This is a genomic window from Campylobacter concisus (assembly GCF_902460845.1).
Classification (GTDB): domain Bacteria; phylum Campylobacterota; class Campylobacteria; order Campylobacterales; family Campylobacteraceae; genus Campylobacter_A; species Campylobacter_A concisus_X.
This window is the reverse complement of record NZ_CABPVS010000003.1, coordinates 115,815-140,708: the sequence shown is the minus strand read 5'-3', so window position 1 is coordinate 140,708 and position 24,894 is coordinate 115,815. Positions and strand designations below refer to the sequence as shown.

Annotated in this window: 26 protein-coding genes; 16 read left to right on the top strand and 10 right to left on the bottom strand. The window is 36.7% G+C overall.

The features are described from left to right. The first annotated feature begins 31 nt into the window (after positions 1-31). From F3H00_RS03830 to F3H00_RS03795, 8 genes are all read left to right on the top strand, one after another. The gene (locus F3H00_RS03830) at positions 32-715 is read left to right on the top strand and encodes a response regulator transcription factor (protein ID WP_084041627.1); all 684 of its coding nucleotides are present in this window, start codon (positions 32-34) and stop codon (positions 713-715) included. Positions 716-807: 92 nt separating this feature from the next. Beyond that, positions 808-2,295, top strand: a complete 1,488-nt coding sequence (gene ccoN / locus F3H00_RS03825) for a cytochrome-c oxidase, cbb3-type subunit I (RefSeq protein WP_148800378.1) — start codon at positions 808-810, stop codon at positions 2,293-2,295. Next, complete coding sequence (gene ccoO, locus F3H00_RS03820) at positions 2,295-2,960, top strand: cytochrome-c oxidase, cbb3-type subunit II (RefSeq protein ID WP_084041629.1); 666 nt, start codon at positions 2,295-2,297, stop codon at positions 2,958-2,960. Before ccoN ends, ccoO begins: the two co-directional genes overlap by 1 nt. Positions 2,961-2,969: 9 nt before the next feature. Next, positions 2,970-3,179 carry a cytochrome c oxidase, cbb3-type, CcoQ subunit gene (locus F3H00_RS03815; RefSeq protein WP_021090915.1) on the top strand — a complete coding sequence of 70 codons (210 nt, stop codon included), beginning with the start codon at positions 2,970-2,972 and terminating at the stop codon, positions 3,177-3,179. Further along, a complete protein-coding gene (locus F3H00_RS03810) occupies positions 3,167-4,030 on the top strand; it encodes a cbb3-type cytochrome c oxidase N-terminal domain-containing protein (RefSeq protein ID WP_021091000.1) in 864 nt (287 codons plus the stop codon). Before F3H00_RS03815 ends, F3H00_RS03810 begins: the two co-directional genes overlap by 13 nt. Then, positions 4,030-4,242: a DUF4006 family protein gene (locus F3H00_RS03805; RefSeq protein WP_021090794.1), complete on the top strand. Its 213-nt coding sequence runs from the start codon at positions 4,030-4,032 to the stop codon at positions 4,240-4,242. The genes F3H00_RS03810 and F3H00_RS03805 overlap by 1 nt, the downstream gene beginning before the upstream one ends. Before the next feature lie 106 nt (positions 4,243-4,348). Beyond that, on the top strand, positions 4,349-4,918 hold the full coding sequence (locus F3H00_RS03800; protein ID WP_148800380.1) for a hypothetical protein: 570 nt from the start codon (positions 4,349-4,351) through the stop codon (positions 4,916-4,918). Continuing rightward, a complete protein-coding gene (locus F3H00_RS03795; protein ID WP_085657825.1) occupies positions 4,911-5,381 on the top strand; it encodes a FixH family protein in 471 nt (156 codons plus the stop codon). Before F3H00_RS03800 ends, F3H00_RS03795 begins: the two co-directional genes overlap by 8 nt. 123 nt (positions 5,382-5,504) lie before the next feature. On the opposite strand, the gene F3H00_RS03790 is transcribed toward F3H00_RS03795, so the two are convergent. Next, entirely contained in the window at positions 5,505-6,092 is a 588-nt protein-coding gene (locus F3H00_RS03790; RefSeq protein WP_148800382.1) for a flavin reductase, read from the bottom strand. 151 nt (positions 6,093-6,243) lie between these two features. Here F3H00_RS03790 and F3H00_RS03785 point away from each other — a divergent pair, with 151 nt between their 5' ends. From F3H00_RS03785 to F3H00_RS03760, 6 genes are all read left to right on the top strand, one after another. Beyond that, positions 6,244-8,589, top strand: coding sequence for a PD-(D/E)XK nuclease family protein (locus F3H00_RS03785; protein WP_148800384.1), 2,346 nt, complete (start codon positions 6,244-6,246; stop codon positions 8,587-8,589). After that, the gene (locus F3H00_RS03780; RefSeq protein WP_148800386.1) at positions 8,586-11,405 is read left to right on the top strand and encodes a RecB-like helicase; all 2,820 of its coding nucleotides are present in this window, start codon (positions 8,586-8,588) and stop codon (positions 11,403-11,405) included. The genes F3H00_RS03785 and F3H00_RS03780 overlap by 4 nt, the downstream gene beginning before the upstream one ends. An 80-nt stretch (positions 11,406-11,485) precedes the next feature. Beyond that, a complete protein-coding gene (gene rplM, locus F3H00_RS03775; protein ID WP_002939292.1) occupies positions 11,486-11,914 on the top strand; it encodes a 50S ribosomal protein L13 in 429 nt (142 codons plus the stop codon). Between the two features lie 2 nt (positions 11,915-11,916). After that, a complete protein-coding gene (gene rpsI / locus F3H00_RS03770; protein ID WP_002939337.1) occupies positions 11,917-12,306 on the top strand; it encodes a 30S ribosomal protein S9 in 390 nt (129 codons plus the stop codon). A 154-nt stretch (positions 12,307-12,460) separates the two neighbouring features. Next, on the top strand, positions 12,461-13,483 hold the full coding sequence (locus tag F3H00_RS03765) for an OmpA family protein (RefSeq protein ID WP_149703710.1): 1,023 nt from the start codon (positions 12,461-12,463) through the stop codon (positions 13,481-13,483). A 74-nt stretch (positions 13,484-13,557) separates the two neighbouring features. Beyond that, positions 13,558-14,196 carry an HAD family hydrolase gene (locus F3H00_RS03760; protein ID WP_148800390.1) on the top strand — a complete coding sequence of 213 codons (639 nt, stop codon included), beginning with the start codon at positions 13,558-13,560 and terminating at the stop codon, positions 14,194-14,196. 247 nt (positions 14,197-14,443) lie between these two features. On the opposite strand, the gene F3H00_RS03755 is transcribed toward F3H00_RS03760, so the two are convergent. Both F3H00_RS03755 and F3H00_RS03750 read right to left on the bottom strand, forming a co-directional pair. Beyond that, positions 14,444-15,580, bottom strand: a complete 1,137-nt coding sequence (locus tag F3H00_RS03755) for a BaiN/RdsA family NAD(P)/FAD-dependent oxidoreductase (RefSeq protein ID WP_148800392.1) — start codon at positions 15,578-15,580, stop codon at positions 14,444-14,446. Further along, on the bottom strand, positions 15,577-16,878 hold the full coding sequence (locus F3H00_RS03750) for an MFS transporter (RefSeq protein ID WP_148800393.1): 1,302 nt from the start codon (positions 16,876-16,878) through the stop codon (positions 15,577-15,579). The genes F3H00_RS03755 and F3H00_RS03750 overlap by 4 nt, the downstream gene beginning before the upstream one ends. Positions 16,879-16,991: 113 nt before the next feature. Here F3H00_RS03750 and F3H00_RS03745 point away from each other — a divergent pair, with 113 nt between their 5' ends. Continuing rightward, positions 16,992-17,633 (top strand): non-canonical purine NTP pyrophosphatase, encoded by a 642-nt coding sequence (locus F3H00_RS03745; protein ID WP_148800395.1) that lies wholly within the window; start codon positions 16,992-16,994, stop codon positions 17,631-17,633. Here the strand turns inward: F3H00_RS03745 and F3H00_RS03740 are convergent. Then, positions 17,626-18,348: a tetratricopeptide repeat protein gene (locus F3H00_RS03740; RefSeq protein WP_148800397.1), complete on the bottom strand. Its 723-nt coding sequence runs from the start codon at positions 18,346-18,348 to the stop codon at positions 17,626-17,628. The two genes, F3H00_RS03745 and F3H00_RS03740, sit on opposite strands and share 8 nt — an antisense overlap. A gap of 93 nt (positions 18,349-18,441) precedes the next feature. Between F3H00_RS03740 and F3H00_RS03735 the strand changes: the two genes are divergently transcribed. After that, a complete protein-coding gene (locus F3H00_RS03735; RefSeq protein WP_148800399.1) occupies positions 18,442-19,653 on the top strand; it encodes a saccharopine dehydrogenase family protein in 1,212 nt (403 codons plus the stop codon). Positions 19,654-20,312: 659 nt separating this feature from the next. Here F3H00_RS03735 and F3H00_RS03730 read toward each other — a convergent pair. The 6 genes from F3H00_RS03730 to F3H00_RS03705 all read right to left on the bottom strand — a co-directional run bounded on the left by F3H00_RS03730 (position 20,313) and on the right by F3H00_RS03705 (position 24,887). After that, the gene (locus F3H00_RS03730) at positions 20,313-20,492 is read right to left on the bottom strand and encodes a hypothetical protein (RefSeq protein WP_223155234.1); all 180 of its coding nucleotides are present in this window, start codon (positions 20,490-20,492) and stop codon (positions 20,313-20,315) included. A gap of 190 nt (positions 20,493-20,682) precedes the next feature. Continuing rightward, on the bottom strand, positions 20,683-21,228 hold the full coding sequence (locus tag F3H00_RS03725) for a YceI family protein (RefSeq protein ID WP_148800401.1): 546 nt from the start codon (positions 21,226-21,228) through the stop codon (positions 20,683-20,685). A 111-nt stretch (positions 21,229-21,339) separates the two neighbouring features. After that, positions 21,340-22,446, bottom strand: coding sequence for an NnrS family protein (locus tag F3H00_RS03720; RefSeq protein ID WP_148800403.1), 1,107 nt, complete (start codon positions 22,444-22,446; stop codon positions 21,340-21,342). Beyond that, positions 22,439-23,128, bottom strand: a complete 690-nt coding sequence (locus F3H00_RS03715; RefSeq protein ID WP_148800405.1) for an ABC transporter ATP-binding protein — start codon at positions 23,126-23,128, stop codon at positions 22,439-22,441. The genes F3H00_RS03720 and F3H00_RS03715 overlap by 8 nt, the downstream gene beginning before the upstream one ends. Then, positions 23,128-23,925 (bottom strand): ABC transporter permease, encoded by a 798-nt coding sequence (locus F3H00_RS03710; RefSeq protein WP_148800407.1) that lies wholly within the window; start codon positions 23,923-23,925, stop codon positions 23,128-23,130. Before F3H00_RS03710 ends, F3H00_RS03715 begins: the two co-directional genes overlap by 1 nt. Further along, positions 23,922-24,887 (bottom strand): ABC transporter substrate-binding protein, encoded by a 966-nt coding sequence (locus tag F3H00_RS03705; protein WP_087585427.1) that lies wholly within the window; start codon positions 24,885-24,887, stop codon positions 23,922-23,924. The genes F3H00_RS03710 and F3H00_RS03705 overlap by 4 nt, the downstream gene beginning before the upstream one ends. Positions 24,888-24,894 lie beyond the last annotated feature (7 nt).

Here is a 24,894-nt window from a genome sequence, read left to right as displayed (position 1 = left end):
TTTGATAAATATAACCAAAAAGGAAGAATAAATGAGCAAGATTCTTAATAATCTAACCGTTCTTATCGTTGAAAATGAGGGAGATGGTAAAAAAATAGTACAAGAAGTTATGCGAGATAAATTCGAAAAAGTTATCACTGCTCAAAATGGCGATGAAGGACTTAAGAAATTTAAAAAATATAATCCAAATATGGTTATAACAGACGTTTTTATGCCTATAATGAATGGCCTTGATATGGCTAAATGCATTAAAGAAATTTCAAAAGATACACCTATTATAGTTTTTAGCACAAATAGTGAAAAAGAAACACTTCTAAAAGCGATAGATGTCGGTATTGATAAATACGTTTTAAAGCCGATTGATCTTGATGATTTTTTAGTTACGTTAGAAAATGTCGCTAAAAATAAGATAGAAACAGCAAATATTATTCAGGTTACAAATGGATATAGTTTTAATAAAATAAAACGTGTGCTTATCAGAGATGGTGTTGAAATTTCTCTTACAAAAAAAGAGCTTGCATTTATATCTTTACTCATAAAAAGACTTGGCACGCTTGTACTTCACGATGAAATAAAAAATGTTGTTTGGGTTGGTGAGAGCGTGACAGAGGCTGCTATTAGGACCTTTGTTAAACGTGTTAGAGATAAGGTTGGTAGTAATTTTATAAAAAATGTTCCTGGACTTGGTTACAAAATAGATAGAAGACTCTCCTAGTAAAAGAGAATTTATATTAATTAAGTCTTTTTATAGTTTTTCTACTCTAAAATAACCGAAAATTAATATAAATTTAACTAGGAGGAAAATTTATGCGACCATCCCAGTTGCTACATTATGATTATAGTGTGGCAAAACTCTTTATGTTCTCCACGATATTTTTTGGTATTGTTGGCATGGCTATTGGTGTTTTGGTGGCTTTTCAGCTTGCCTGTCCTGATCTAAACTATATAGCTGGTGAGTATTCGGCATTTGGTAGATTGCGTCCTCTTCATACTAACGGTATCATTTTTGGTTTTATGCTCTCTGGTATATTTGCCACTTGGTATTACATTGGACAGCGTGTTTTAAAAGTATCAATGAGTGAATCTCCGTTTTTGATGTTCATTGGTAAGCTTCATTTTTGGCTTTATATACTTGTTATGATTCTAGCTGTTGTGACACTTTTTATGGGCGAGAGTACATCTAAGGAGTATGCCGAGCTTGAGTGGCCATTAGATATCGCAGTAGTAGTAGTCTGGGTGCTTTGGGGTATTAGTATATTTGGGCTTATTGGTATACGCCGTGAGAAGACACTTTACATCTCAGTTTGGTATTACATTGCTACATTTCTTGGCGTTGCTATGCTTTATCTATTTAATAACATGGAAATTCCAACAAGACTAGTTAGTGGATATGGCTCATGGCTACACTCAGTTTCGATGTATGCTGGCTCAAATGATGCTTTGGTTCAGTGGTGGTACGGTCACAACGCAGTTGCGTTTGTATTTACAGTAGCGATCATCGCCCAAATTTATTACTTCTTGCCAAAAGAGAGCGGACAGCCAATATTTTCTTATAAGCTTTCGTTATTTTCATTCTGGGGCCTTATGTTTATCTATCTTTGGGCTGGCGGTCACCACCTAATATATACTGCTGTGCCTGATTGGATGCAGACTATGGGTTCGGTTTTTTCTATTGTTTTGATTTTGCCTTCTTGGGGTTCAGCTATTAATATGCTTCTTACAATGAAAGGTGAATGGACACAACTTCGCGAGAGCCCGCTTATTAAATTTATGATTCTAGCTTCAACTTTTTATATGTTTTCAACTCTTGAAGGCCCTATCTTGGCTATCAAATCTGTAAATGCACTAGCTCACTATACTGACTGGGTGCCAGGACATGTGCATGATGGAGCACTTGGCTGGGTTGGTTTTATGACTATGGCGGCACTTTATCATATGACACCACGTATCTTTAAGCGCGAAATTTATTCAAAATCCTTAATGGAAGCTCAATTTTGGATACAAACAACAGGTATCGTTTTATACTTTGCTTCGATGTGGATTGCTGGTATTACGCAAGGTATGATGTGGAGAGCAACTGATAGCTATGGAAATTTACTCTACTCATTTATTGATACTGTTGTAGTACTTATACCTTATTATTACATTAGAGCTATTGGCGGACTTTTGTATTTGATTGGCTTTTTGATGTTTGCTTACAATATCTACAAATCAACTTCTGCTAAAGCTATTTTGGTAGAGCCAAAAAGTGCAACGCCTATGGGCGGTGCTAAAGCCAATGTGGAGGTGATGTGATGTTTGCTTGGTTAGAAAAAAATCCATTCTTTTTTGCAGTTTGCGTATTTATCGTCATAGCCTATGCTGGCGTAGTAGAAATTTTACCTGACTTTGCAAATAGAGCTAGGCCACTTGAGGGTACAAAACCTTATACGGTTTTAGAGCTTGCTGGAAAAAATATATATATACAAAATGGTTGCAACACCTGCCACTCACAGATGATACGTCCGTTTAAAGCTGAGACTGATAGATATGGCATGTATTCGCTAAGTGGCGAATTTGCTTATGATCGTCCGCATCTTTGGGGTTCAAAAAGAACTGGTCCAGATCTTATGCGTGTGGGCAATTATAGAACGACAGATTGGCATGAAAATCATATGTTAAACCCAGCCTCTGTTGTGCCAGGTTCGATCATGCCAGCATATCCATTTTTGTTTAAGAAAAATGCTGATATAGAGACTGCTTACGCTGAAGCACTAACTGTTAAAAAGGTTTTTAACACACCTTATGATGAGAAAGATATGCCAGCTCTTGGTACTTTTGAGCAAGCAAATGCTAACGTGAAAGAGCAGGCTGCAAGTATCGTTGAAAGTATGAAAGACGAGCAAGTAAAAAGTGCCTTTGCAAAGGGTGAAATTCGCCAGATTGTGGCACTTATCGCCTATCTAAATAGCCTAAAATAGGAGTTAGTAATGGATATTAGAGAACTTCAAGCTTATGGCTATTTTATTTTGACAGCATTCTTAGCTATCACTTTGTATGCTTATTTTTTTCATCTTTACAAAAGTGAAAAGCAAGGTAGAAGAAATTATGAGAAGTATTCAAGATTAGCCCTAGATGATGAGATCGGTAGTAAAATTTTAGAGCAAAAGGCTACAAAGGAGAGCGTATGCAATGGCTAAATTTAGAAGATAATATAAATTTACTTGCGTTAATAGGTGCCATCTTAATTATCGTACTAACTGTCGTTGTAGCTGGCAAGTATGTTGGTCAAATGAAAGTTAAAAAGGATGAAAGCGTAGAGCTTAGCGAGCACAACTGGGATGGGATAGGCGAGTATAAAAATCCAGTTCCATTTGGTTGGGCGGTAGTTTTTTTACTAACGCTTGTTTGGGCGATTTGGTATTATTTACTTGGTTATCCACTAAATTCTTACTCACAAATCGGTGAATATAATAAAGAAGTAAAAGAGGCAAACGCTAAATTTGAAAAAGAGTATGCAAACCCAAGCAAAGAAACGCTTCATGCTATGGGAGAGAGCGTATTTTTAGTGCAATGCTCAGCATGTCATGGCATCACAGGCGATGGCATTGGTGGCAAAGCTGCAAATTTACAAATTTGGGGTAGCGAACAAGGAATAGTCGATACGATACTAAATGGCTCAAAAGGGCTTGATTATCCTATGGGTGAGATGCCAGCAGGGTTAGCTGATGCTGATGGAGCAAAGGCTATCGCAGCTTATGTTGCAAAAGAGATAAGTGCTATAAAAAGTACAAAAAACGAAAATTTAGTAGCTATGGGAAAAGAGCTTTACGCAGCTTGTGCAGCTTGTCACGGAGATGATGGCAAAGGCATGGATGGTATGTCGGCTGATCTTAGTAAATATGGTTCAAGTGAGTTCATCGTAGATGTACTAAATCGTGGTAAAAACGGCAACATCGGTGTTATGCCTAAATTTAATGATGGCAGACTAAATGAGATACAACAAAAAGCAGTTGGCGAATATGTCATATCGCTATCAAAGGGCGAATAATGGAAAATAAAAATAGAAATATCTTTGCTTTAAATGGTATTAGCGGTTATTTGGTGGCAGTTTTGCTTTTGCTATCTATCCTTGGCGTACTTACTTATATTGGTATTGGCTTGCAAAAAGATGTAGCAACCAAACCTTACTCATTAAAAGATGCAAGCAGCATTGAGATGAAGAGCGTTGATAACGCTAAACACGTCATTATAAAGGAGTAGTGATGCTAGGCATAATAGAAAAAGCCATAATCTTGCTGATAGTTGTTGCAGGAGCTATTTGTGCGTGGTCAGTGCTTACATCAAACCACCTTTTTGTAGGCTAGGTGTGAGAAAATTTATACTCATTTTTATATTTTTGCTCTCACAAAGTTTGGCTTTGGGAGCAAATTTTGTGATAAATAATGATGAAATTCTAAGCCAAAAAGTAAGTGTAAAGCTAAATGAGATCGGCAGTGAGCTTTATGCAAAAAGCGGTATAAATTTAGTAGTTGGCGTATATAAAGATGGTGAGCTAGAAGCTCTTTTTAAAGAGCAAAACCTTAGCTCGCCTTATGCTTTTTTACTGCTTATAAAGGATAAAAAGAAAGTAGAAATTTTTGCCGATTCTAATACTTCAAAGCTTTTTAATAAAGAACAAATTTTAAGTGTAAATCCAGAGTCAGGAACGATAATTCCTATTTTGGTTTCTAAAAATGGCAAAGATGTCTATAATGCTGCTATATTAAATGGCTACGCTGATATTGCCGAACAAATCGCATCTAGCTTAAATTTACAGCTTGAAAGTAGTGTTGGAAATTCAAATAAAACTACGTTAAATTTTTTAAGATTTTTCATCTATGGCTTGGTTGCATTTTTTATAATTGTTATCTTTTATAAAAAGGTAAAAAATGGATAAAAAAACTTTTTGGCCTTATGCTATTGTGCTTAGCTTCATTGCTATCATTATCGCTTGCGCAGTAACGATCATCATAGCACTAAAACATCCAGTTGAGATGGATAGCTCCTATATGCAAAGCTACCAAAATGTCGATGAAAATATAACCTTTATCAAAGAGAGTGAAAAACGCTTTGATGAGAAATTTGATCTAAAATTTGAGCCAAATTTTAATGCCCTAAATGCTAAGTTTAAATTTCATCTAACTCCAAAAAAAGGAGAAATTTCAGCTTTAAAATATGAAATTTTACTCACTCGCCCACAGACAAATAAAGAAAATAAAATTTTAAGAGCTTCATGGCAAGAAAATGATCTAGTAAGCGAAGAAACAAGTCTAAAAGAAGGTAGATGGCAGCTACTTTTAAGGCTAAGTGACACTAATGATACAAGGTATTATAAATTTGACCTTAATGTCACAAAATGATCTTAAAATCGCAGCTTTGGTATCTGGAAAAGATTTCAAAGCCGAGTTTAAATTTTAATAAACTAATCTTTTTGCCTAAATCTAAAACCAAGAGACTAAGTTTTTATTAAATAAAGCTATAAATCAAATCTCTTTAAATCCAAAATTTAATCCTAAACGCTCGCAAGTGCCGACATATTCTTTAAATTTATAGATTAATGGATGCCATTTTTGCGTATCTATCTTTTCATCTTTTAGTAAATTTTCATCTACAAAAATGCCTGTAATCTTGCAAGTAACTATGCTAAACCACTCTTTTAACTCTATCTTTTCTACAACCGTTTCTATCTGTATCTTGCACTCTTTTATCCTGACGGTTTTTACTTTTATGCCAGGTTCTTTGCTGAGATTTGCCACCTTAAATTTGTCGTGCTCGTAGGTGTAGCCAAGATTCTTTTTTTCTTCTGGCACGTTACTATCACCAGTTAGTTTTTCCATTTTTTGCACAGCTTTTAGCAGACTCTCATCACATAAATTTAGCGTGATATCTGAACCATTTTTGATATTTTTAAAGCCTTGATTTTCAATGCCTATGCCAAGCACTACTGTATTTCCTAACGTCCAAGAAGATGAAAGCACCGTGATATCATCGTTTGCGTTTTTATCTTTTGTGGTAGCCAGCAAAACCGGAAAGCCGTAGTAAAAACCTTGTCTGTTTAACCCTTTATGCATTTTTGCTCCTTTTTTTGTGATTGTAGCTTTTGGCTCTTTAAGGCTTAAAATTTTAATGTATTTAGATAAAAATTTAAAGCTTTAGCTAAGCGTAAAAAGCGCTCTTTTATCAGCATTTAGCTATCATTGCTTAAAAATTTAAGAGAGAAAAATGCATAACTTAAACCAACTTTTTGTCTTTACGAACTCGCGTAAGATTCGTGAATTTAATGCAAGTTTTAATGATGAGTTAATCCCAAAAAGCCTAAGCATTGCCGAGTTTTATAAAAAGATAGTTTATGTAGATGGTAGATTTGAGATTGATAGCACCTATGCTTTGGTGCTTATGAATAGAGCCTGTGCTAGCGTCAAAAAGGCAAACTCTGTTCTTAAAATTCCAACTGAGTTTTTTGAATTTTTGAAAAATAATGACTATCTTTTTTCATTTTTTAAAGAGCTAGCTATTAGTAAAAAGAGTATTGCTGAGATCAAATTTAACGATATTTACGCTAATTTTGAGGAGCATTTAAACATACTTGAAGCGGTTTTAAAAGAGTATGAGAGCTTGCTTGATAGAGAAAATCTCTACGATGATATAACCTTGCCAAAAATTTATAACATAAATGAAGCTTACATCAAAAGCTTTAGTGAAATTTCACTGCATATAGATGGAATTTTAAGCGAGTTTGAGTGGGAAATTTTAGAGAAAATCTCAAAGCTAACTACGCTAAAAATTATCTTTCAAACTAGTGTTTTCAATGCAAAGCTAATCAATAAAATAAAGCAAATTTCAGCTATTAGTGAGATTGAAAATTACAAAAAATATGAGCTAAATTTAAAGACAAATGAGCTAATTTGCTTAGAAAATATCAAAAAATTTGAGCCAGTCTTAGAAAAGCGATTTGCCACTAGAAGCCTGCAATGTGCCTACGCTATGGCAAAGGCGAGCGAGTTTGTGCGTGAGGGTATAAAGCCTGAAAACATCGCTGTCATATTGCCAGATGAGAGCTTTAGTGAAATTTTAAGGCTTCATGATAGAGATAAAATTTTTAACTACGCTATGGGCGAGAGCTTTAAAAATACAAAATTTTATGAGGCGCTTTTTTACATTACAAAAGCGATCAATGAAGAGGCAAGGCCGGTTTTTGATCAAAGTAAATGTGAGAGCTACGAGGAGCTTGGCTTTATCTTGAGCGCGCTTGGCATAAGCGAAGAGCTTTTTAATAAATTTAAATCGAGCTACTTTGATCTTTGCGACTTTGCTAAATTTAAAGGGCTAATAGATGAGCTTTTAACGCTTGAAAATGAGCCAAGATGTGAAGAAAAGCTCGCGCTTGAGCTTTTTAGGATTGAGAATTTATGTAGGTATTTTGACTTTAGCTTAAAGCAGTTAAGTGAAATTTTCTTGCTAAATATCTCGCGACTAAGCATCGATGATGTGGGTGGCGGAAAGATCAGTGTCATGGGCATGCTTGAGAGCCGTGGAATGAAATTTGATGGTATAATCATAGTTGATTTTAATGATAACTTCATCCCAGCAAGAAGCACAAATGAGATGTTTTTAAACTCGAAAGTGAGGCAAAAAGCAGGACTTATAAGCTACCTTGAGCGTGAAAATTTGCAGAGATTTTACTACGAAAGCCTTATAAACAATGCCAAAAAGGTCGCCATAAGCTGTGTTTTAAACGAAGAGAGTATTCCTTCAAGATTTTTAAAAAATTTCAAAATAATAAAAGATGAGAAATTTAGTGACGAGGCGTATTTAAAATTATTTTTAAAAGGAAGTACAAGCCTAAATTTAAGCGATGATGAGATCATTTTGGAGCATGATTTTTTCACTAAACCGCTATCATTTTCGACACTAAATTTATTTCTAACTTGCCCAAGAAAGTATTATTACGCAAAGATAGCTGGTATAAAAGGAGCAAAAGCTATAGCAACTGAGCCAGGATCTAAGCAGGGAAATAGCTTCCATAAGGCACTTTATGAATACTACACAAGTGATTTTTATAGACAAAAAAATATATTTGATTTGGCTATTTTTAAAGAAATACTTGCAAAGCAAGATTTTTCTTCGCTTGAGCTTGAGATTTGGTCGCAGAAATTTAAAGAATACGCAGAGTTTGAAAATAAACGTTTAAGTGCTGGCTTTAGAGTGCTTGAGTGTGAAAAAGACCTAGAGAGTGATTTTTGTGATGTAAAGATAAAAGGCATTATCGATAGGATCGATGCTAGCCCTGATGGCGAGCCTTTTATACTTGATTATAAAACTGGTGATGCAAATGCGAACTCGCTTCAGCTTGCATTTTATGAAGCACTTTATGGTAGCGAGGTAAAAAGTGCTTACTTTGTTCTAAAGAATGAACCTGTGCTTATTAGCTCAAAAAAAAGCGTAGATGATCTAAAGGATGAGATAGAAAATCTAAAGAGTATAAATAATACTAAGATAAATTTTGAAAGAAAAAGCGGAGCTTGTAAATTTTGCGAGTATGCCATACTTTGTAGGAGAGAGTTATGAAAGATTTTTTAGCCCTAAAAGCAAGTGCTGGAAGCGGAAAAACATTCGCTTTAAGCGTTCGTTATATCGCTTTGGTGCTTAGAGGCGAAAATATAAACGAGATCATCGCTCTAACCTTTACCAAAAAAGCGGCCAATGAGATGAAAGAGCGCATAATCACAACTTTTTTGGACTTGCAAAACAAAAAGGACGAGCTTGAAAAGCTTTGCAAAGAGCTTAGTTTGAGCCAAGATGAGGTCATAAAAAGACGCGATGAGAAGCTTGATAGGTTTTTGCAAAGTGAGCTAAAAATTTATACATTTGATGCATTTTTCTCTGGAATCCTAAAGAAATTTAGTCAAAATTTAGGGCTTAGTCCTGATTACAGCGTGCAAGATAGTCTACAAGATCTGGCGTGGAAAAAATTTGTAAAAGAGGCAAGTAAAGATCAAAAGCTTCTTAGTGAGCTTGCACTCATGATGATAATCTCAAGCCAAAAAGAGGCGAGTTTTTCGCAGACTTTGGCTAAATTTTATGAGAGCTTTGGTGGTGAGCTAAAAGATAGTGGTGCAAGCTATCCAGATGATAGCAAGGTAAGAGCAGCGCAAAAGGAGATAAATGAGCATATAGCCTTGCAAAATGGTGCTAGTGATACGGCTAAAAAGACATTTAAAGAGCAAAATTTGTTTGAGCTTTTTAAAAACAAGGTCTTTGAAAGAGAGAGCCTAAATTACCGCACTTTTAGCAAAATTTATACAAGTGAGCTTGATAGGCTCTTTAACGAGCTAAAAGAGGTGGCAAAAGAGTATATTTTGGAGGTTGAAAGATACAGACTTAGTGGTTTTAGCAAGCTCTTAAATGTTTATAAACACTCAAATTTAGAGCTAAATAAAGAGATAAATTCTCTAAGCTTTGCTGATATAAATAAGCTGGTCTTTAAGCTTTTGGTTGAAAATTTTGATAAAGATGTGCTTTATTTTAGGCTTGATGGCCGCATAAATCACCTTTTGATAGATGAGTTCCAAGATACAAACGTGATCCAATATGAGATCATCTTGCCAATTATCAATGAAATCGTTTCAGGATACGGGCAAAACGGGCTTGGAAGCTTCTTTTACGTTGGAGATACGAAGCAGAGTATCTATAAATTTAGGGGCGGTAAAAAAGAGCTTTTTGATAAGCTTGGAGAGAAATTTGAGCAAATTTTGGTGGAAAATTTGCCTAGCAACTACCGCAGTTTAAAGGCTTTGGTGAAATTTAATAATGCCGTTTTTGAAGAAATTTATCATAGATATGGACTTAGTTTTGAGCCACAAGAATCAGATAAAAAAGATAAGGAGCTAAGCTACAAAGTAAGTGGCGAGTGTCCTTATTTTGAGGCCAAGGAAGATGACTATGGCTACTTGCGTGTGCTAAGTGACGAGGATATCGCGGGTGCAGCAGTTTCACAAGTAAAAGAGCTACTTGCAGCTGGCGTAAATGCAAGTGAGATAACTGTGCTTTGCTGGAAAAATAGTGACATCAGCCTCATCTCAGAGGTGCTTAGCAGTGAGGGGATAAAAAGCGTAAATGAAGGTACCTTGGAGCTAAAGCGAACGCCGTTTGTTGCAGCGATCATCGAGTATGCAAAATTTTGTCTTTTTGGTGAAGAAATTTATGAAAAAAATGTAAAAGCACTCATAAATACAAATCCTAAAAGGCTAAAAATAAAAGCTGAAGATAGTGCGACAAAAAGCCTATTTTATCTAGCTAAAAATTTATACATAAATATGGCTGATGTTGACATTCTAAGGCTTTTTGAACTAAGTAGCGGCTACAAAAATTTAAGTGATTTTATCTTTAATCTTGAAAATTTCAGTTCTAAAATCAGTCCTAAAAATGCTGATGGCGTAAAGATAATGACTGTTCATAAGTCAAAAGGGCTAGAGTTTGCTCACGTGATAGTTTGCGATATGATGAGTAAGGGCAGGGGCGATGACTCAAACTTCATAACAGAATATAGCGAAAAAGGCGAGTGGATAGTAAAAAGTAGAATTTCTGGTAGAGAAAATTTTGACCCTGAGTATGCTGGTGTGTTAGAGCAAATGAGAGAGCTTGAGAAGCAAGAAAATATCAATAAAATTTACGTTGCTTTCACTAGGGCTACAAAGTCGCTTATCATCATTAAACAAGCCGCTCCAAGTGGGAATAGTCCTAGCTTTTTTTCTTTTTATACTAGAAGTGATAAAAGCGAAGTAAACGACTATCTTGATCTAAAAGAGTTTAGCTTTGGTAAAATTTTGCCTAGCAAGAGCGAGCAAAAAGAGGATACAAAAGATGAAAAAATGCCTGAAATTTTAAAGATAGAAAGGCAAGATGTAGAGGCAAGAGAGCAAAAAACGAGCGGTAAAAATTTAGAGGCAATCTATTTTGGTTTAGCGTTTCACTATTTGCTCGAGATGAGTGAAAAATTTGATGAAAATTCGCTTTTAAAAGCCAAAAGTTTAATGCTAAATAAATTTTATAAATTTCTCTCACCTGATAGACTTGAAGGTGCCTTTAAACGGGCAAAAATGCTAATAAATGAGCCAAAATTTATAGAGTGCATAAAAGATAAAGAAATTTACAAAGAGCAGCCATTTAAAGTAAAAAATGAACTAAAACAGATGGACTTATTTTGTATCGGAGAGAGTGAAATTCGTGTGATTGACTATAAAACGACCGATAAAAATATCGAGGAAAATAAAAAACAAGTTGGAGAATACAAAGAGGCGTTAAGTAAATTTTATCCAAAGCATAGTATAATCGCCGTCATCTTCTACGCTCTTGATGGAAAAATTTCATATATTGAAGTTTAAATGCTACTTAATTTAAGCTTTATAAAAGCATTGTTTAAATACAATCACAACTCAAAAATTAACTTGGCAAAGGTAAGAAAATGACAAAAATAACAAAGCCAAACGAAGTTAAACGAGACTGGATCGTTGTTGATGCAGCTGGTAAACGTTTTGGTAGATTGCTAACTGAGGTAGCAACTATACTTCGTGGCAAAAACAAACCATGCTTCACGCCAAACGTAGATTGTGGCGACTATGTTATCATCATAAATGCTTCAAAAGTAGAATTTACTGGTAATAACAAAGCTGAAGATAAACTTTATCACAGACACTCAGGATATTTTGGTAGCGTAAAGAGTGAAAAATTTGGCGATTTGATAGCAAATAAGCCAGAAAAACTATTTAAATTAGCTGTTCGTGGAATGCTTCCAAAAACTAAACTTGGAAGAGAGATGATAAAAAAACTAAAAGTTTATGCTGGCAGTGAGCATCCTCATACGGCACAAATAGCTAAAAAAGAAGGAAAATAATTATGGCAAAAGTTTATGCAACTGGTAAAAGAAAAACTGCCGTAGCAAAGGTTTGGATAAAGTCTGGAAGCGGTAAAATCGTAGTAAATGGTATGGATCTTAACACTTGGCTTGGCGGACATGAAGCTATAAAGCTTAAAGTAATTCAACCACTTTTGGTTACTAAACAAGAGAGTTTAATAGATGTAGTAGCCACAACTTTAGGTGGCGGTTATTCAGCACAAGCAGAGGCTTTAAGACACGGCATTTCACGTGCCTTAGCTGATATGGATGCTGATTTTAGAGCAGCACTTAAACCAAAAGGCTTATTAACTAGAGATTCTCGTGTTGTTGAACGTAAGAAATTTGGTAGAAGAAAGGCAAGAAGAAGCCCACAATTCTCTAAACGTTAATGAATTTTTGCAAGTGCTTTTGCATTTGCAAAAATTTAAGTTGTGTAAATTTCAAATTTACATTGTTAATTAAATTATGATTTAGAGTCGGTTAAATTTTATTCAGTTAAAATGTAACCACTTTAAAATAAATCCTAAGAAAGGAATTCTAAATATGAAAAAGATTGCTTTAGCTATGGTTGCCGCAACAGCGGTTTTTGCGTCTAACGCAGCATATAATTATGAAGTTACTCCAACTATTGGTGGTGTTCACCCAGAGGGAAATTTACGTGTAAAAGACCACAACTTCGTTGGTGTTAGAGCTGCTAGAAATCTTGAAGATTTTTTCTTTGACCAAGTAGAGCTTGGTGTTGATTACACTCAAAAAGCAAAAGAAAAAACAGGTAGCTTAACAAGAGAAGGAAGAGTTCTTAGATATCATGCAAATCTTATAAAAGATATAGTTGATTTTGGACCAGTTAGTCTATATGGCTTAGTTGGTGCTGGTTATGAAGATGTTCCAGCTATTTTTGTTAAAAATGAAGATGGCGGTTTTGGCCAATATGGTTTTGGTTTAAGATATCAAGTAACTGATAGATTCGCTCTTAAAGCAGAAGCAAGAGACGCTATCAAATTTGAACATGCTGATCATAACCTATTCTATTCACTAGGCTTTGGTATCGGTCTTGACTCAAAAGCAGCTCCAGTTGCAGCAGCAGCTCCAGTTGCAGCAGCAGCTCCAGTTGCAGCAGCAACTCCAGTTCTTGATGATGATAATGATGGCGTGCCAAATGATATAGATCAATGCCCTAACACTCCAGCTGGCGTGGTTGTTGACGAAAGAGGATGCGAGAAAGTTATCGTTCTTAGAGATCTAGATGTTAACTTTGCATTTGATAGCTACAAAGTTGGACCAAAATATGCAGCTGAGATCAAAAAAGTAGCTGACTTCATGGGCGAACACCCAGATTATAAAGTTGTACTTGCTGGTCACACTGATAGCGTAGGTGCAGAAGCTTATAACCAAAAACTATCTGAAAAAAGAGCAAAAGCAGTAGCTGATGTTCTTGCTGGCTATGGCGTAAGTGAGGATAAAATTTCAACAGTTGGTTACGGTGAGCTTAAACCAATTGCTACAAATAAAACTAAAGAAGGCCGCGCTCAAAATAGACGCGTTGAAGCTACTTTCAATAAATAATCTTATTATTTAAAGTTACTTTTTTTAGGGGCTTAGCTTCGGCTAGGCCCTTTTTTATTTCTACGGAGAAAATGATGAAAAAAACCATACTTTTTGATTTGGACGGTACGCTTATTGATTCGACTTCTGCTATTTTAAAAGGATTTAATAGAGCTTTCTTATCCCATGGTAAAAAAGAGCCAGACCATAATGCATTAAAGTCTTTGGTTGGTCATCCGCTTGAAATAATGTTTGAAAGACTTGGTGCAAGCAAAAATTTAATTGATAGCTATATAAAAGAGTATAAAGCTTGCTATGAAAAAATTTATCTTGATGAGACGGTACTTTTAGATTATGCAAATGAAGCATTGAAGGAGGCAAGTAGCTTTGCTGATGTAGGTATAGTTACTACTAAAACTTCAAAATTTTCTATTATCTTGCTTGAGCATTTAGGAGTTATGAAATATATAAAAACTGTTATTGGAAGAGACGATGTTGCTAATCCAAAACCAAATCCAGAGCCAATAAATTTGGCTTTAACTAGACTTAATAAAGATAAAAATAATGCATTTATGGTAGGTGATACCATTATGGATTTAATGGCCGCACAAGCTGCTTTTGTTACAGGTGTGGGTCTAACTTGTGGATATGGTCAAAAGAGTGATTTGGAGAAATTTAGTAAACATATTTTCTCAAACCCATTTGAAGCCGTTAGCTTTATAAAAGAGGTTTAATAATCTAATATTCCTAAACTACTTATACTTTAAATTAAATTCAACCTAATGTTTAGCTTGCTTGGCTATAAAATTTATTCCAAAAATTCGTTGCTTTTGTTTGGTATAAAATCTTTTTAAAGTATTTATTATGAATTTTAAACATCTAAATTACTCTAAATAAATTGCTTAAAAACTTGCTTTCATAGTAAATTTATCTTATTTAAAATATGAAAATTTATCTAAAAATTAGCTAACTTCTAGGAGATCATAGATTTAAGACCCTAGCCACCTTTAGAGCGCTTGCAAATGCAAAATGTAAGTTATATCCGCCAAGCATGCCAGTGATGTCCAAGACTTCACCAACAAAATAAAGCCCCTTAACGTTATAGGCTTGTAAATTTTCATCTAAAAATTCACTCTTTACGCCACCTTTTGTAACTTCCGCTCTTTCAAAGCCAAATGTCCCAGCTGGGGCAAATTCATAAGCAAAAAGCCTTTTTATGATTTGTCTCTCATTATCGCTAAATTCATAAAAAGCTCTGTCTTTTAAGCCAAAATTTCTTAAAAACTCTAGCACAAACCTTTTTGGCAAGGGCAAAACCGAGCTAAGCTGCTTTTTGCCATCTATTAAATTTTTCTCACTAAATTTGGACAAAAAATTTATGCAAATTCGCCCCTTTTGCCAAAATAGCGAGGCATTTAGTATCGCTGGTCCGCTTATGCCCCTATGCGTAAAAAGCAGATTGTCACTAAATTTATGGCTTTCATTTTTGCTATTTATTTCCACCTCGGCGTTTAGGCTAACGCCACTAAGTTCTTTAAACCAAAACTCATCTTTTTGTACGCTAAATCCAACAAGTGCAGGCAAAAGAGTTGATGTTTCAATGCCAAAATCATTTGCTATTTTATAACCAATGTCGCTTGCGCCAAGGGCTTTATAACTTAGTCCGCCACTTGCGATGACTAAATTTCTAGCTCTAAATTTCTCATCTTTTGTCAAAATTTCAAAAATTTCATCTACTTTTTTAGCACCAAGAACTTCTTCGTTGTAAAAAATATCCGCTTTCTGTCTTTTCAAAAGCACGTTTAAAACGCTCTTTGCACCGCTATCGCAGAAAAACTGATTTTGCTTTTGCTCACTAAATTTAAGCTCGCTAAAAAAAATTAAAACTTGATCTGGAGTCAGTACTTTTAAAATTTGCTCTATAAATTTTTGCTCGCCAAGGTAGTTTTTAGCGCTTATAAAGCGATTTGTGATGTTACATCTGCCTCCACCGCTTGCTAGGATCTTTTTGCTAGCACTACTATTTTTTTCTAAGATGGCAATCTTTTTACCCTTTAAATTTGCTCCTAAAAATAGTCCGCTAGCACCGGCGCCAATGATGATGACGTCGTAGATCAAAACTTCAAACTCTCTTTTAAAGTTGCCTCGCTTATTAGGCGAGAGTCAAATTTTATCACTTGATTTTTCTCGTTTTTGTAATAATCGACTACACCTTTTTGGCTATTTAGTAACTCTAAATTTAAGCTTACTTCAGGGCTTAGATAGATATTTTTAAAAATTCTTGGATCGCTCAGGCTAAAGAGTAAAATAAGCCATACCACGCAAAGTACCACACAGATGATGGCGAGTACTTTAAAGCCAAAAGCATGCAAGATGTATCCACCAAACGCACCTCCAACAAAGCTTCCTAAATAACCAAATGAATTAAATACACCAAGGGCTGAGCCTTTTTGCGAGGATTTTACAAATTTTGTTGCGGTTGATTGCATGATTGGTTCGTGAAGGTTAAATCCTATAAAAAATATAGCAACTCCCAAAACGAAGATAAAAAGCGTAAAACTAATGGCAAAAATGGTGTAGGTTAGAGCAAAAAGCAGCGTGCCAGCTATCAAGATGACCTTGCTAAGTCCCTTGCCATCGCCAAGGGCGCCAGCTAGCCCCATAGCCAAAAAGCCAAGCACGGCGCCAAACGAATAGACCTTGTAAAGCTCGCTACTTTCGTAACCATACTCTTTTACTAAAACGATAGGAATCACCAAAAATGCGATGCTTGCTAGCATCTTTTGCATAAAAGAGGTGAAATTTATGATCATGTAGTCTTTTTGCAAAAACAACTTGCCAAACGGTACTTTTTCACTTTTAGCGCTTACTTTTATCTCTTTTGGCACAACGGTGTAGAGAAGTACAATGCAAAGTAGGCTAAGGGCGGCACTTAAGTAAAAGAGGCTTGAAAGCCCATAGTCTTTGGCAAGAAGCGGCCCAAGCACCATAGAAAGTGTGAAACTAAGCCCTATAAAAGCACCCATTATCGCCATAGCTTTTGAGCGTTTTTCTTCTGTTATATAGTCACTTATCATCGCAGTTGCAACTGCTCCGATAGCACCTACACCTTGTAAAAATCTACCAAATAGCATGGTAAAAATATCGCTTGTAAGTGCACAAATTATTGAGCCGATGATAAAAACCAAAAGTCCGATCGTTAATGTTTTCTTGCGTCCTATCCTATCCGAGAGCGCTCCAAAAGGCACTTGAAATATCATCTGTGAGATCGCATAGACGCCTACTATTAGCCCTACTAAAAACTCGTTTGCTCCGCGTAAATTTAAGGCATAAAGGCTAAGCACTGGCAAAACTATAAAAAGACCTAAAAATCTACTTGCTATGATAAAAGATAGTGGTAAAACGCTTTTTAACATAAAATTTTCCTTATTTTTAAAAGGACTAAGTTTATCATTTTAACGCTAATTTAAATTTAAAAATTTAATCTACTTTTTTGTAAAATACGCCCAAAAATCAAGGAGCTCTTGCAATGAAGATTGTGCTTGCGACATCAAATTTAGACAAAGTAAAAGAGATAAAAGAATTTTTAAAAGGCTATGAAATTTACGCCTTAAGCGAGATTGTAAAGCCATTTGAGATCGTTGAAGATGGCAGCACTTTTCAGCAAAATGCGCTCATAAAGTCAAGAGCTGTCTTTGCAAAGCTTAAAGAGCAGGGGCTTGATAATGAGTTTATCGCTCTTAGCGATGATAGTGGCATTAGCGTGGATGCACTTGGCGGTGAGCCGGGGATCTACTCAGCTCGCTATTTTGACCTTGATGAAAATGGCAAAGTATGTGGCAAAAACGCAAATGACGCAAATAATAGAGCAAAGCTAATTAGCAAGCTAAAGGTTCTAAATTTAAAGAGCTCACCAGCTCACTACACCGCCTGTATCGCTATTAGCTCGAAATTTGGTGATTACACGACGCATGGCTTTATGTATGGCAAAGCAATAGATGAGGAGCGTGGTACAAATGGCTTTGGCTACGACGCGCTCTTTATCCCAGATGGCTTTACTAAAACGCTTGGCGAGCTAGATAATGAGACGAAGCTTAAAATTTCTCACCGTTCAAAGGGACTTGAGCTTGCAAATTTCGTGCTAAAAAGTCTAAAGAAAAACTTTAGTTAAGCTCTTTTAGTCCTTTGTTGGCTCGCTCTAAAAGATCCCGTGCGCGAGGATTTTGCTCTTTTCCATTTAAAATTTCAAGCACTTTTTTGTAGTTTTGGGTAGCTTCGTCCTTTTGATTAAGCTTTGCTAGGTCGTTAGCAAGCTCTACTAAAAGCTCTGATCGCACAAGCTCGTTGCCACTTAACTCCGGCGTGATATCAAGTAAATTTAGCGCTAAAAGGTGGTTTTCGTGGGCTTTGTCAAAGTCGTTTTTTAGGTAGTAGACGCTAGCAATGCCTTTTATACAGATGAGTTCGTCTTTCATTGGGGCATTTGGCGCGTTGTCATAAATTTTTAGAGCTTCTTGAAAATTAGCAAGTGCTTCGTCGTATCTGCCTAGTGCCTTTTGTGCCGCACCTAGGCTATGATAAGAGCGAGCTAGTAGCAGCTTGTCGCTAACGTTTGCCGCAAGCTCTAGGGCTCTTTGTGAGAGCTCTAACGCCTTTTGTGGCTCTTTATTTACCATGCAAATGCTAGCGCTATTTATGAGCGAAGTGATCGCCTGCTCGGTGTTGCCCTCTTTTAAGCAGACATCAGTCGCTTGCTCGGCTAAATTTATGGCTCTCTCCAAATTTCTATCGCTTTTATAAAACTCCCTCACACTCTCTTGCACCAGCTCGTCACAGCTACTTGCAAAGAGGCAAATAGGCGCTAAAAATGGCAAAATTTTCTTCATCTTCTTACCTTTAAAATTTGGCTCATTTTACCTTTTGAAGTTAGAAATTTATATTAACTTTGCTAAAATCACTAAAATTTTAAGGAGCCAAAAATGTCAAATATCTTAATCATCGGAGCGGGCGGCGTGAGCCAAGTCGCGACCGTAAAATGCGCGATGAACGCGGACGTTTTTAGTAAGATCACCCTTGCAAGCCGCACAAAAAGCAAGTGCGACGCGATCGCTAAATTTATCAAGGATCACCTAGGCGTGCAAATTGACACCGCCCAGATCGACGCGGACGATACCGATGCCGTAGTCGCGCTCATCAAAAAAACGGGCGCCGATTTGCTTTTAAATGTGGCGCTGCCGTATCAGGACCTAACGCTCATGGACGCATGCTCTCGCGCCGGCATACCTTACATCGACACGGCAAACTACGAGCATCCAGATACTGCCAAATTTGAATACAAGCTACAGTGGGCAAAGGACGGCGAGTTTAAAGCCGCAAACACGATGGCGCTGCTGGGAAGCGGCTTTGATCCTGGCGTGACCAATGTATTTTGCGCCTACGCGCAACAAAATCTATTTGACGAGATCCACGAGATCGACATCCTAGACTGCAACGCAGGCGATCACGGCTACCCGTTCGCGACGAATTTTAACCCCGAAATCAACCTGCGCGAAGTAAGCGCAAAGGGCCGCTACTGGGAGCGCGGCGAGTGGAAAGAGACCGAGCCGATGGAAATAATGTTCAAATGGGACTATCCGAAAGTGGGCGTCAAAGACAGCTACCTGCTCTACCACGAGGAGCTAGAAAGCCTTGTAAAAAACATCAAGGGGCTAAAGCGAATCCGCTTTTTTATGACGTTCGGACAGAGCTACCTAACTCACATGAAATGCCTAGAAAACGTCGGCATGCTGCGTATCGACGAGGTAGAACACAACGGCGTAAAAATCGTGCCGATACAGTTTCTAAAGACCTTGCTGCCTGATCCTGCGAGTCTCGGTCCTCGTACGAAAGGTAAAACCAACATCGGCTGCGTGATCCGCGGACTCAAGGACGGCAAAGAGCGCCAAGTCTACATCTACAACGTCTGCGACCACGAGGCTTGCTACGCCGAGACGGGCGCGCAGGCCGTGAGCTACACGACGGGCGTGCCTGCGATGATCGGCTCGATGATGGTCGCAAAGGGCATCTGGAGCGGAAAAGGCGTCTTTAACATGGAAAATTTCGATGCCAAGCCTTTCATGGATGAGCTAAATAAGCAGGGCTTGCCGTGGGAGATAATCGAAATGAAACCCGGCGAGAGGTACGAAGTCTAAATTTAGGCTTGTCTTTTTGCCTTACTCTGCGTTGTATTTAAATTTTACTCGGTCACGTATTTCATATACGCTCCCGTCATAAAATTTAAATCCGCCTTGATTAAGGCAAAAATACTTCTCCCTATTTAGTGGGTATATTTAAATAGATTTGAAATTTTTGCCCCCGCGACAGACTATATGTCTAGTCTTGGAGCGAAAATTTCGTCACTTCTACTTGCAGCTACAAGCGAAGTGAAGTAGAAATTTCGCCTCATCTAAGCAAAAAATACCGCGCTTTGCTATGTAGTATTTAAATTTCTAGTTTAAATTTTGCACCGCTAGCATTCAAATTTTACATCAAATTTAATTTAAGCTTCCACACCGAAAAGCGTTTAAATTTAGCTATAATCGCGCAAATTTTATTAATGCCAATTTGAGTAAATTTAAAGCTCTCAATCTCCAGTCGCTCAAACCCTGCGCCCACTCAAATAACAACAAAAGGAAAAATTTAAACTCTTCAAAAACTTCACTATCTTTTTTAGTCGTGCTAAGCGCACTCGCGGCGTATTTTAATAAATAAATTTAGCCTTGCGAATTTGGCTCAAATTTTGGTCAAATTCGCAAATTTTCGGTCGCCAAAGTCAAAAATCAAATTTGGCGCCGGCGGGCCGAGACAAATTTTACTTTTTCTTATTTTCGCTTTTTTGCACGCTTAGCGCCTCAAATTTCTGCTTTAAAATTTTAAAAATCTCGTACTTTGAGAGTTCGTATTTGTCGTATATCACGGCGTCATCGTCGCCGATAGGCTGCATAAGACCGTCAGCTGCCTCGCGGTCTAGTTTGCCCCGTTTAAATCTCACGTTTAAAACGTCGATTTTGTGCTTGGTGTCTATCTCGGGGATGCCGATTTCGTCGATATCTTTAAAATAAAATTTCGCATTCTTGCCGCGAAAAATCCGTCATCTTCGATTTTTCGGTATCACAAAATAAGAAACTAGGATAAAGAGGTAACTTCGGCGCAAGCTAATTTACTGGCGCCGAATTTGAAAGTTATTTTATCACCGCTTCAAAGCCAACATCTACATCTGGATAGCTCTTTCCGCCGTGAAATGGTTTGGCGGCAGCGGCAAATTTATCAAAGCTTTCATTTAGCTTCAAATCATTTACAAGATCAACTGAAAATTTTGCTACTAGCTTGCCATTTTGCACTTCATATTTTGTTTTAAAAGTTTTTGAATTGCCATTTATGCTAAGCTCAACATCCATTTCTCCAGCCTTATCGTCGCCACTTACTGCTACGATCTTGCCATCTACTGCCTTGCTATCGAAAATAATGCCAATCCTTTTATCGCGGTCAGGCAGCTTTGTGTCGATATCTTTTGGCTCTAGCTTAAATTCAAAGCTCTTTAAAAAATCAGCAAAATTTGCATTTTCTTGACTTTTAAAATTTATCGTTTTAAAAGTACCTGGTACGGCTGTCTTATTTGCTAGCTTGTAGCCAGTAAATGTTACCTTTGGTTCACCTTCTACGCTAAATGCAAGAGCTGAAACTGCAAAAAATGAAGCTGCTAAAGCAACAGAAGTAAGTTTGTTCATAAAGAATCCTTTTTATAATATTGATAATAAATATCGCAAATTATATATCCACTTACTTCAAAAAAGACTTAAAAACTCTTTTTAATTAGTGAATAAATTTTTAATATCTTTTTACTCTGGATCATCGCTAAAATCGTTATCCCTAAAGATCACATAAAAATTTATGAGCCAAAAAACAAAAGCGATTGCTATGAGTGTTGCTGGTAAATGAATGTAAAAGCCACTCCAAAAATAAGCCAAAATTCCTCTGCTAATGCCAGCTAAAAGAACTAAAATAAAAGCAATCTTACTAAGGCGTAAAAACTCAAGTTCTTGTCCGCTATGACGAAGTCCTGCGACATTAAATATAAGCATCACGCTAAAAATTACTGAATTTATCGCTATTAGATGCATAAAATTTGTTTCAAGATGGAGTCCAAAAATACCGCTAAAGCCGATTCCCAAAAATCCAAGCGCTAAAAATAGTTGCATAAAATAGTATAAAAGTACAAAGCTATGCTTAAAAAGCTCTTTATAGTGCCATTCTTTAAGCTTTGCAAGTACCGCACTTCCACAAGCTATCGCGGCATAATAGACACCCATACTTGCTTCAAAAAATATATTAAAAAGCAAAAAGGCGCAAACGCAGCAGATAGCGATATTTTTATAGATAAAATTTGGCACAAAAACAGCTTCATCCATGCCTTCTTCTCTTTTTAACGCTTCTTTTCCAAGCACGACACTAACGCGGTACGAGATGAGTAAGATAGCGATTACGTGGATGAAAACTTGTAAATTTAGAAATTTTTCATTGCCGCTTATTAGATAATAAATTTCAAAGCCTAAAATGCCAAATAAAAAGCCAAGCACGCCAAATTGATCATCGTTTTTATCCTGCCAGATCATATAAAGACAAAGCAAAACCAAGTAAAGCCAAAAAAGAGCGATAAAGCAGTGTGCTAAAAATAGGCTAAAAAATGCCAAGATAAAGCTTATAAAAAAGAGTGAAAATAATATATAAGCATGTATTTTTAAAGATGCTTGAAAATTTGTCCAATCGGTTAGTCCAGTTAGCAAAAATCCAGCATAAGCAAGCGCTAAAAAAAGTTGCAAAAATATAAATTTATGCAAACTCACAAAATCAGTTGGAGTAAAAAACACACTAGCACCAAGCACCGCACAGGCGGCACTCATTAAGAAAAATATCCTCATAGGATGAGTAAAAAAGTTATTAATCATAATAAATTTGCCCTTTGAAATTTTCATCTATTATCTTGCTAATAAACGTAAAATCGCGCTCTTTGAAATCTTTGTCTATTTCAAGTTCTCTTTGTATGACAGCGCCTTTACTTGATAGGAAATAAATTCTATTTGACATCTTGACAGCTTCCATTCTATCGTGTGTGACGAGAACTACGCTCATACCTTCACTTACTCTTTGGCCAATAATTTCAATTAAAATTTCTTTCATATCATAATCAAGCCCAGAAAAAGGCTCATCCATTAAAAGTAGATCAGGCTTTGTTACGACCGCTCTTACGAAAGCTACCCTTTGTCTCATGCCGCCACTTAGCTCGCTTGGGTATTTTAAAGTGTCCTTTTGACTTAGTCCAACCTTTTTAAAAAGCTCTAAAACAGCGTTAATGTCTGGTTTATCCATAACTAAAAGCACATTTTCAAGAGCATTTTTCCATGTAAGCAGGCGATTTTCTTGGAAAAAATATGTAGTCTTTTTAAAGCTATTAAAAATTTTTCCTTTTCTAGGCTCATTTAGTCCGCTAATAAGCCGAAGTATCGTTGTTTTGCCACATCCTGATGGCCCAAAAAGCGTCACTACCTCGCCACCTTTTACATTTAGACTAAAATTCCTTACGACCTTATCTCTTAAAATTTCATACTCTACATTTTTAAGCTCAAGCATCATCTTCTCCAAGGCATCAAAGCTATTTTTAATGGCTCGATGATGAGGTATTCAAAAAGCATGATAAGAGTGATGCTTAAAAGAACATACGCCATTACCTCGGTTGTTTCAAGCATTGCCCTTGCATTTGCTATCTTTGCTCCCATGCCGTTATTTGCACCTAGTAGCTCAGCCATTATGACTATCTTTACACCCATTGCGACAGCTACGCTAATAGAGCTTATTATGTAGCTCGTAAGATGCGGGATGTAAAGGTGTCTTATCTTTTTTAAAATTCCTAGATTATAAGCGTCAAACATCTCTTTTAGCTCCTCATCTACACTACTCATAGCAACTGCTGAGCTTGCAAAAGTAAGCGGTAAAACGGTTATAAAGATAGTAAAAACGGTGCTAAAATTTCCAAATCCAAACCAAAAAATAGCAAGCACTATCCAAATAATTGGTGGCATCGACAAAAGCAAGGTAATAACAGGCTTTAAAAGGGCTGCAAAACTTTTAAAACTACCTGCTATTAGCCCTAAAAATATACCAAAAAATGTTGCCGAGCAAACTCCGATCAGTGATCTGCAAAGCGTTATGTTTATCTCGCTGTTTTTATAATCTTTTAAAATTTCACAGGCTTTTAAAAATACATCTTTTGGTGGTGGAAGCAAGAGTGGGGAGCTAAACTCGCTTCCCACTTGCCAAATGGCTAAGATCAAAAAAACTACGGCAAATCCGCTAAATCCGCCCCAAAAATAGTCAATTATTTTTAAAAAGCTTGAGCGATCTTTTTTAATGCCATCAATTAGTATCATAAAAATAGACCTTTATCTGGCATCTTGCCGCCTAGAAATTTTGGATTAAACTGATAAATTTCTTCAAAAAATGCCATGATCTCATTTTGCAGTTCATTTGCTTTTGTAACCGTTAAATTTGCCTTATCAAAAGCATTTGCAAGTGCTACTTCTGGAGCTGGCAGGTAGCTTGAGCCTATCTTTGCTGCACTTTGCTTGTTTTCAAGTATCCATGAAAGTGCATTTTTAAGATCGCTATGAAGCGTGTCAAATAGATTTAAGTTTTTCTCGTAAAAGCCTCTTTCTACGATAATGCCAGCCATTGGGATTATCGGTTTTGTACCAAAGCTCTCGCCCCAAATTTTTGGAAAATCAACTGAGTAATGCACGCTAACACCTGCTTTTTTACCACGCAAAATAGTCGCTTCACCAAGAGGTTGTGGGACTATTAAAATGTCAAAATCTTTTTGTAAAAATAAAAGCAGAGCTTCGGGTGGCGTTGCTGTATAGGTGATGTCTATCTTATTAACGTCTATGCCTCGCTTCTTGCAAAGCGCTCTTAGAACAAGATCAGGCATGTCGCCTCGAAATGGCATGATGAGCTTTTTGCCTACAAAATCCTCTAAATTTTTGATCTTTTCATCCTTAACCATAGCGTTCATAACGCCAAGTGTCAGTAAATTTAACATCGCAAAATCAAGCCCTTGGTTTCTTAAATTTGCAGCGACATTTGATGGTGACATCGTGACTTTGATATCCCCGCTAGCTACGCCTGCACGCAGCTGATCTGGTGTTTTCCATATATTTAGACTTACATCATAAGTTTTGTTTAACTCGCCTTGCAGCGCAGCAACCGCCATGATAACGCTTGGGATCGCTGGTGCACCCCACATAGTAAAGCTCTCTTTTGCAAATAAATTTGGTGCAAATGCACTAACGCCTAAAGCTGCGCTAAGTCCTAAAAATTTTCTTCTATTTAACATCTTTTTC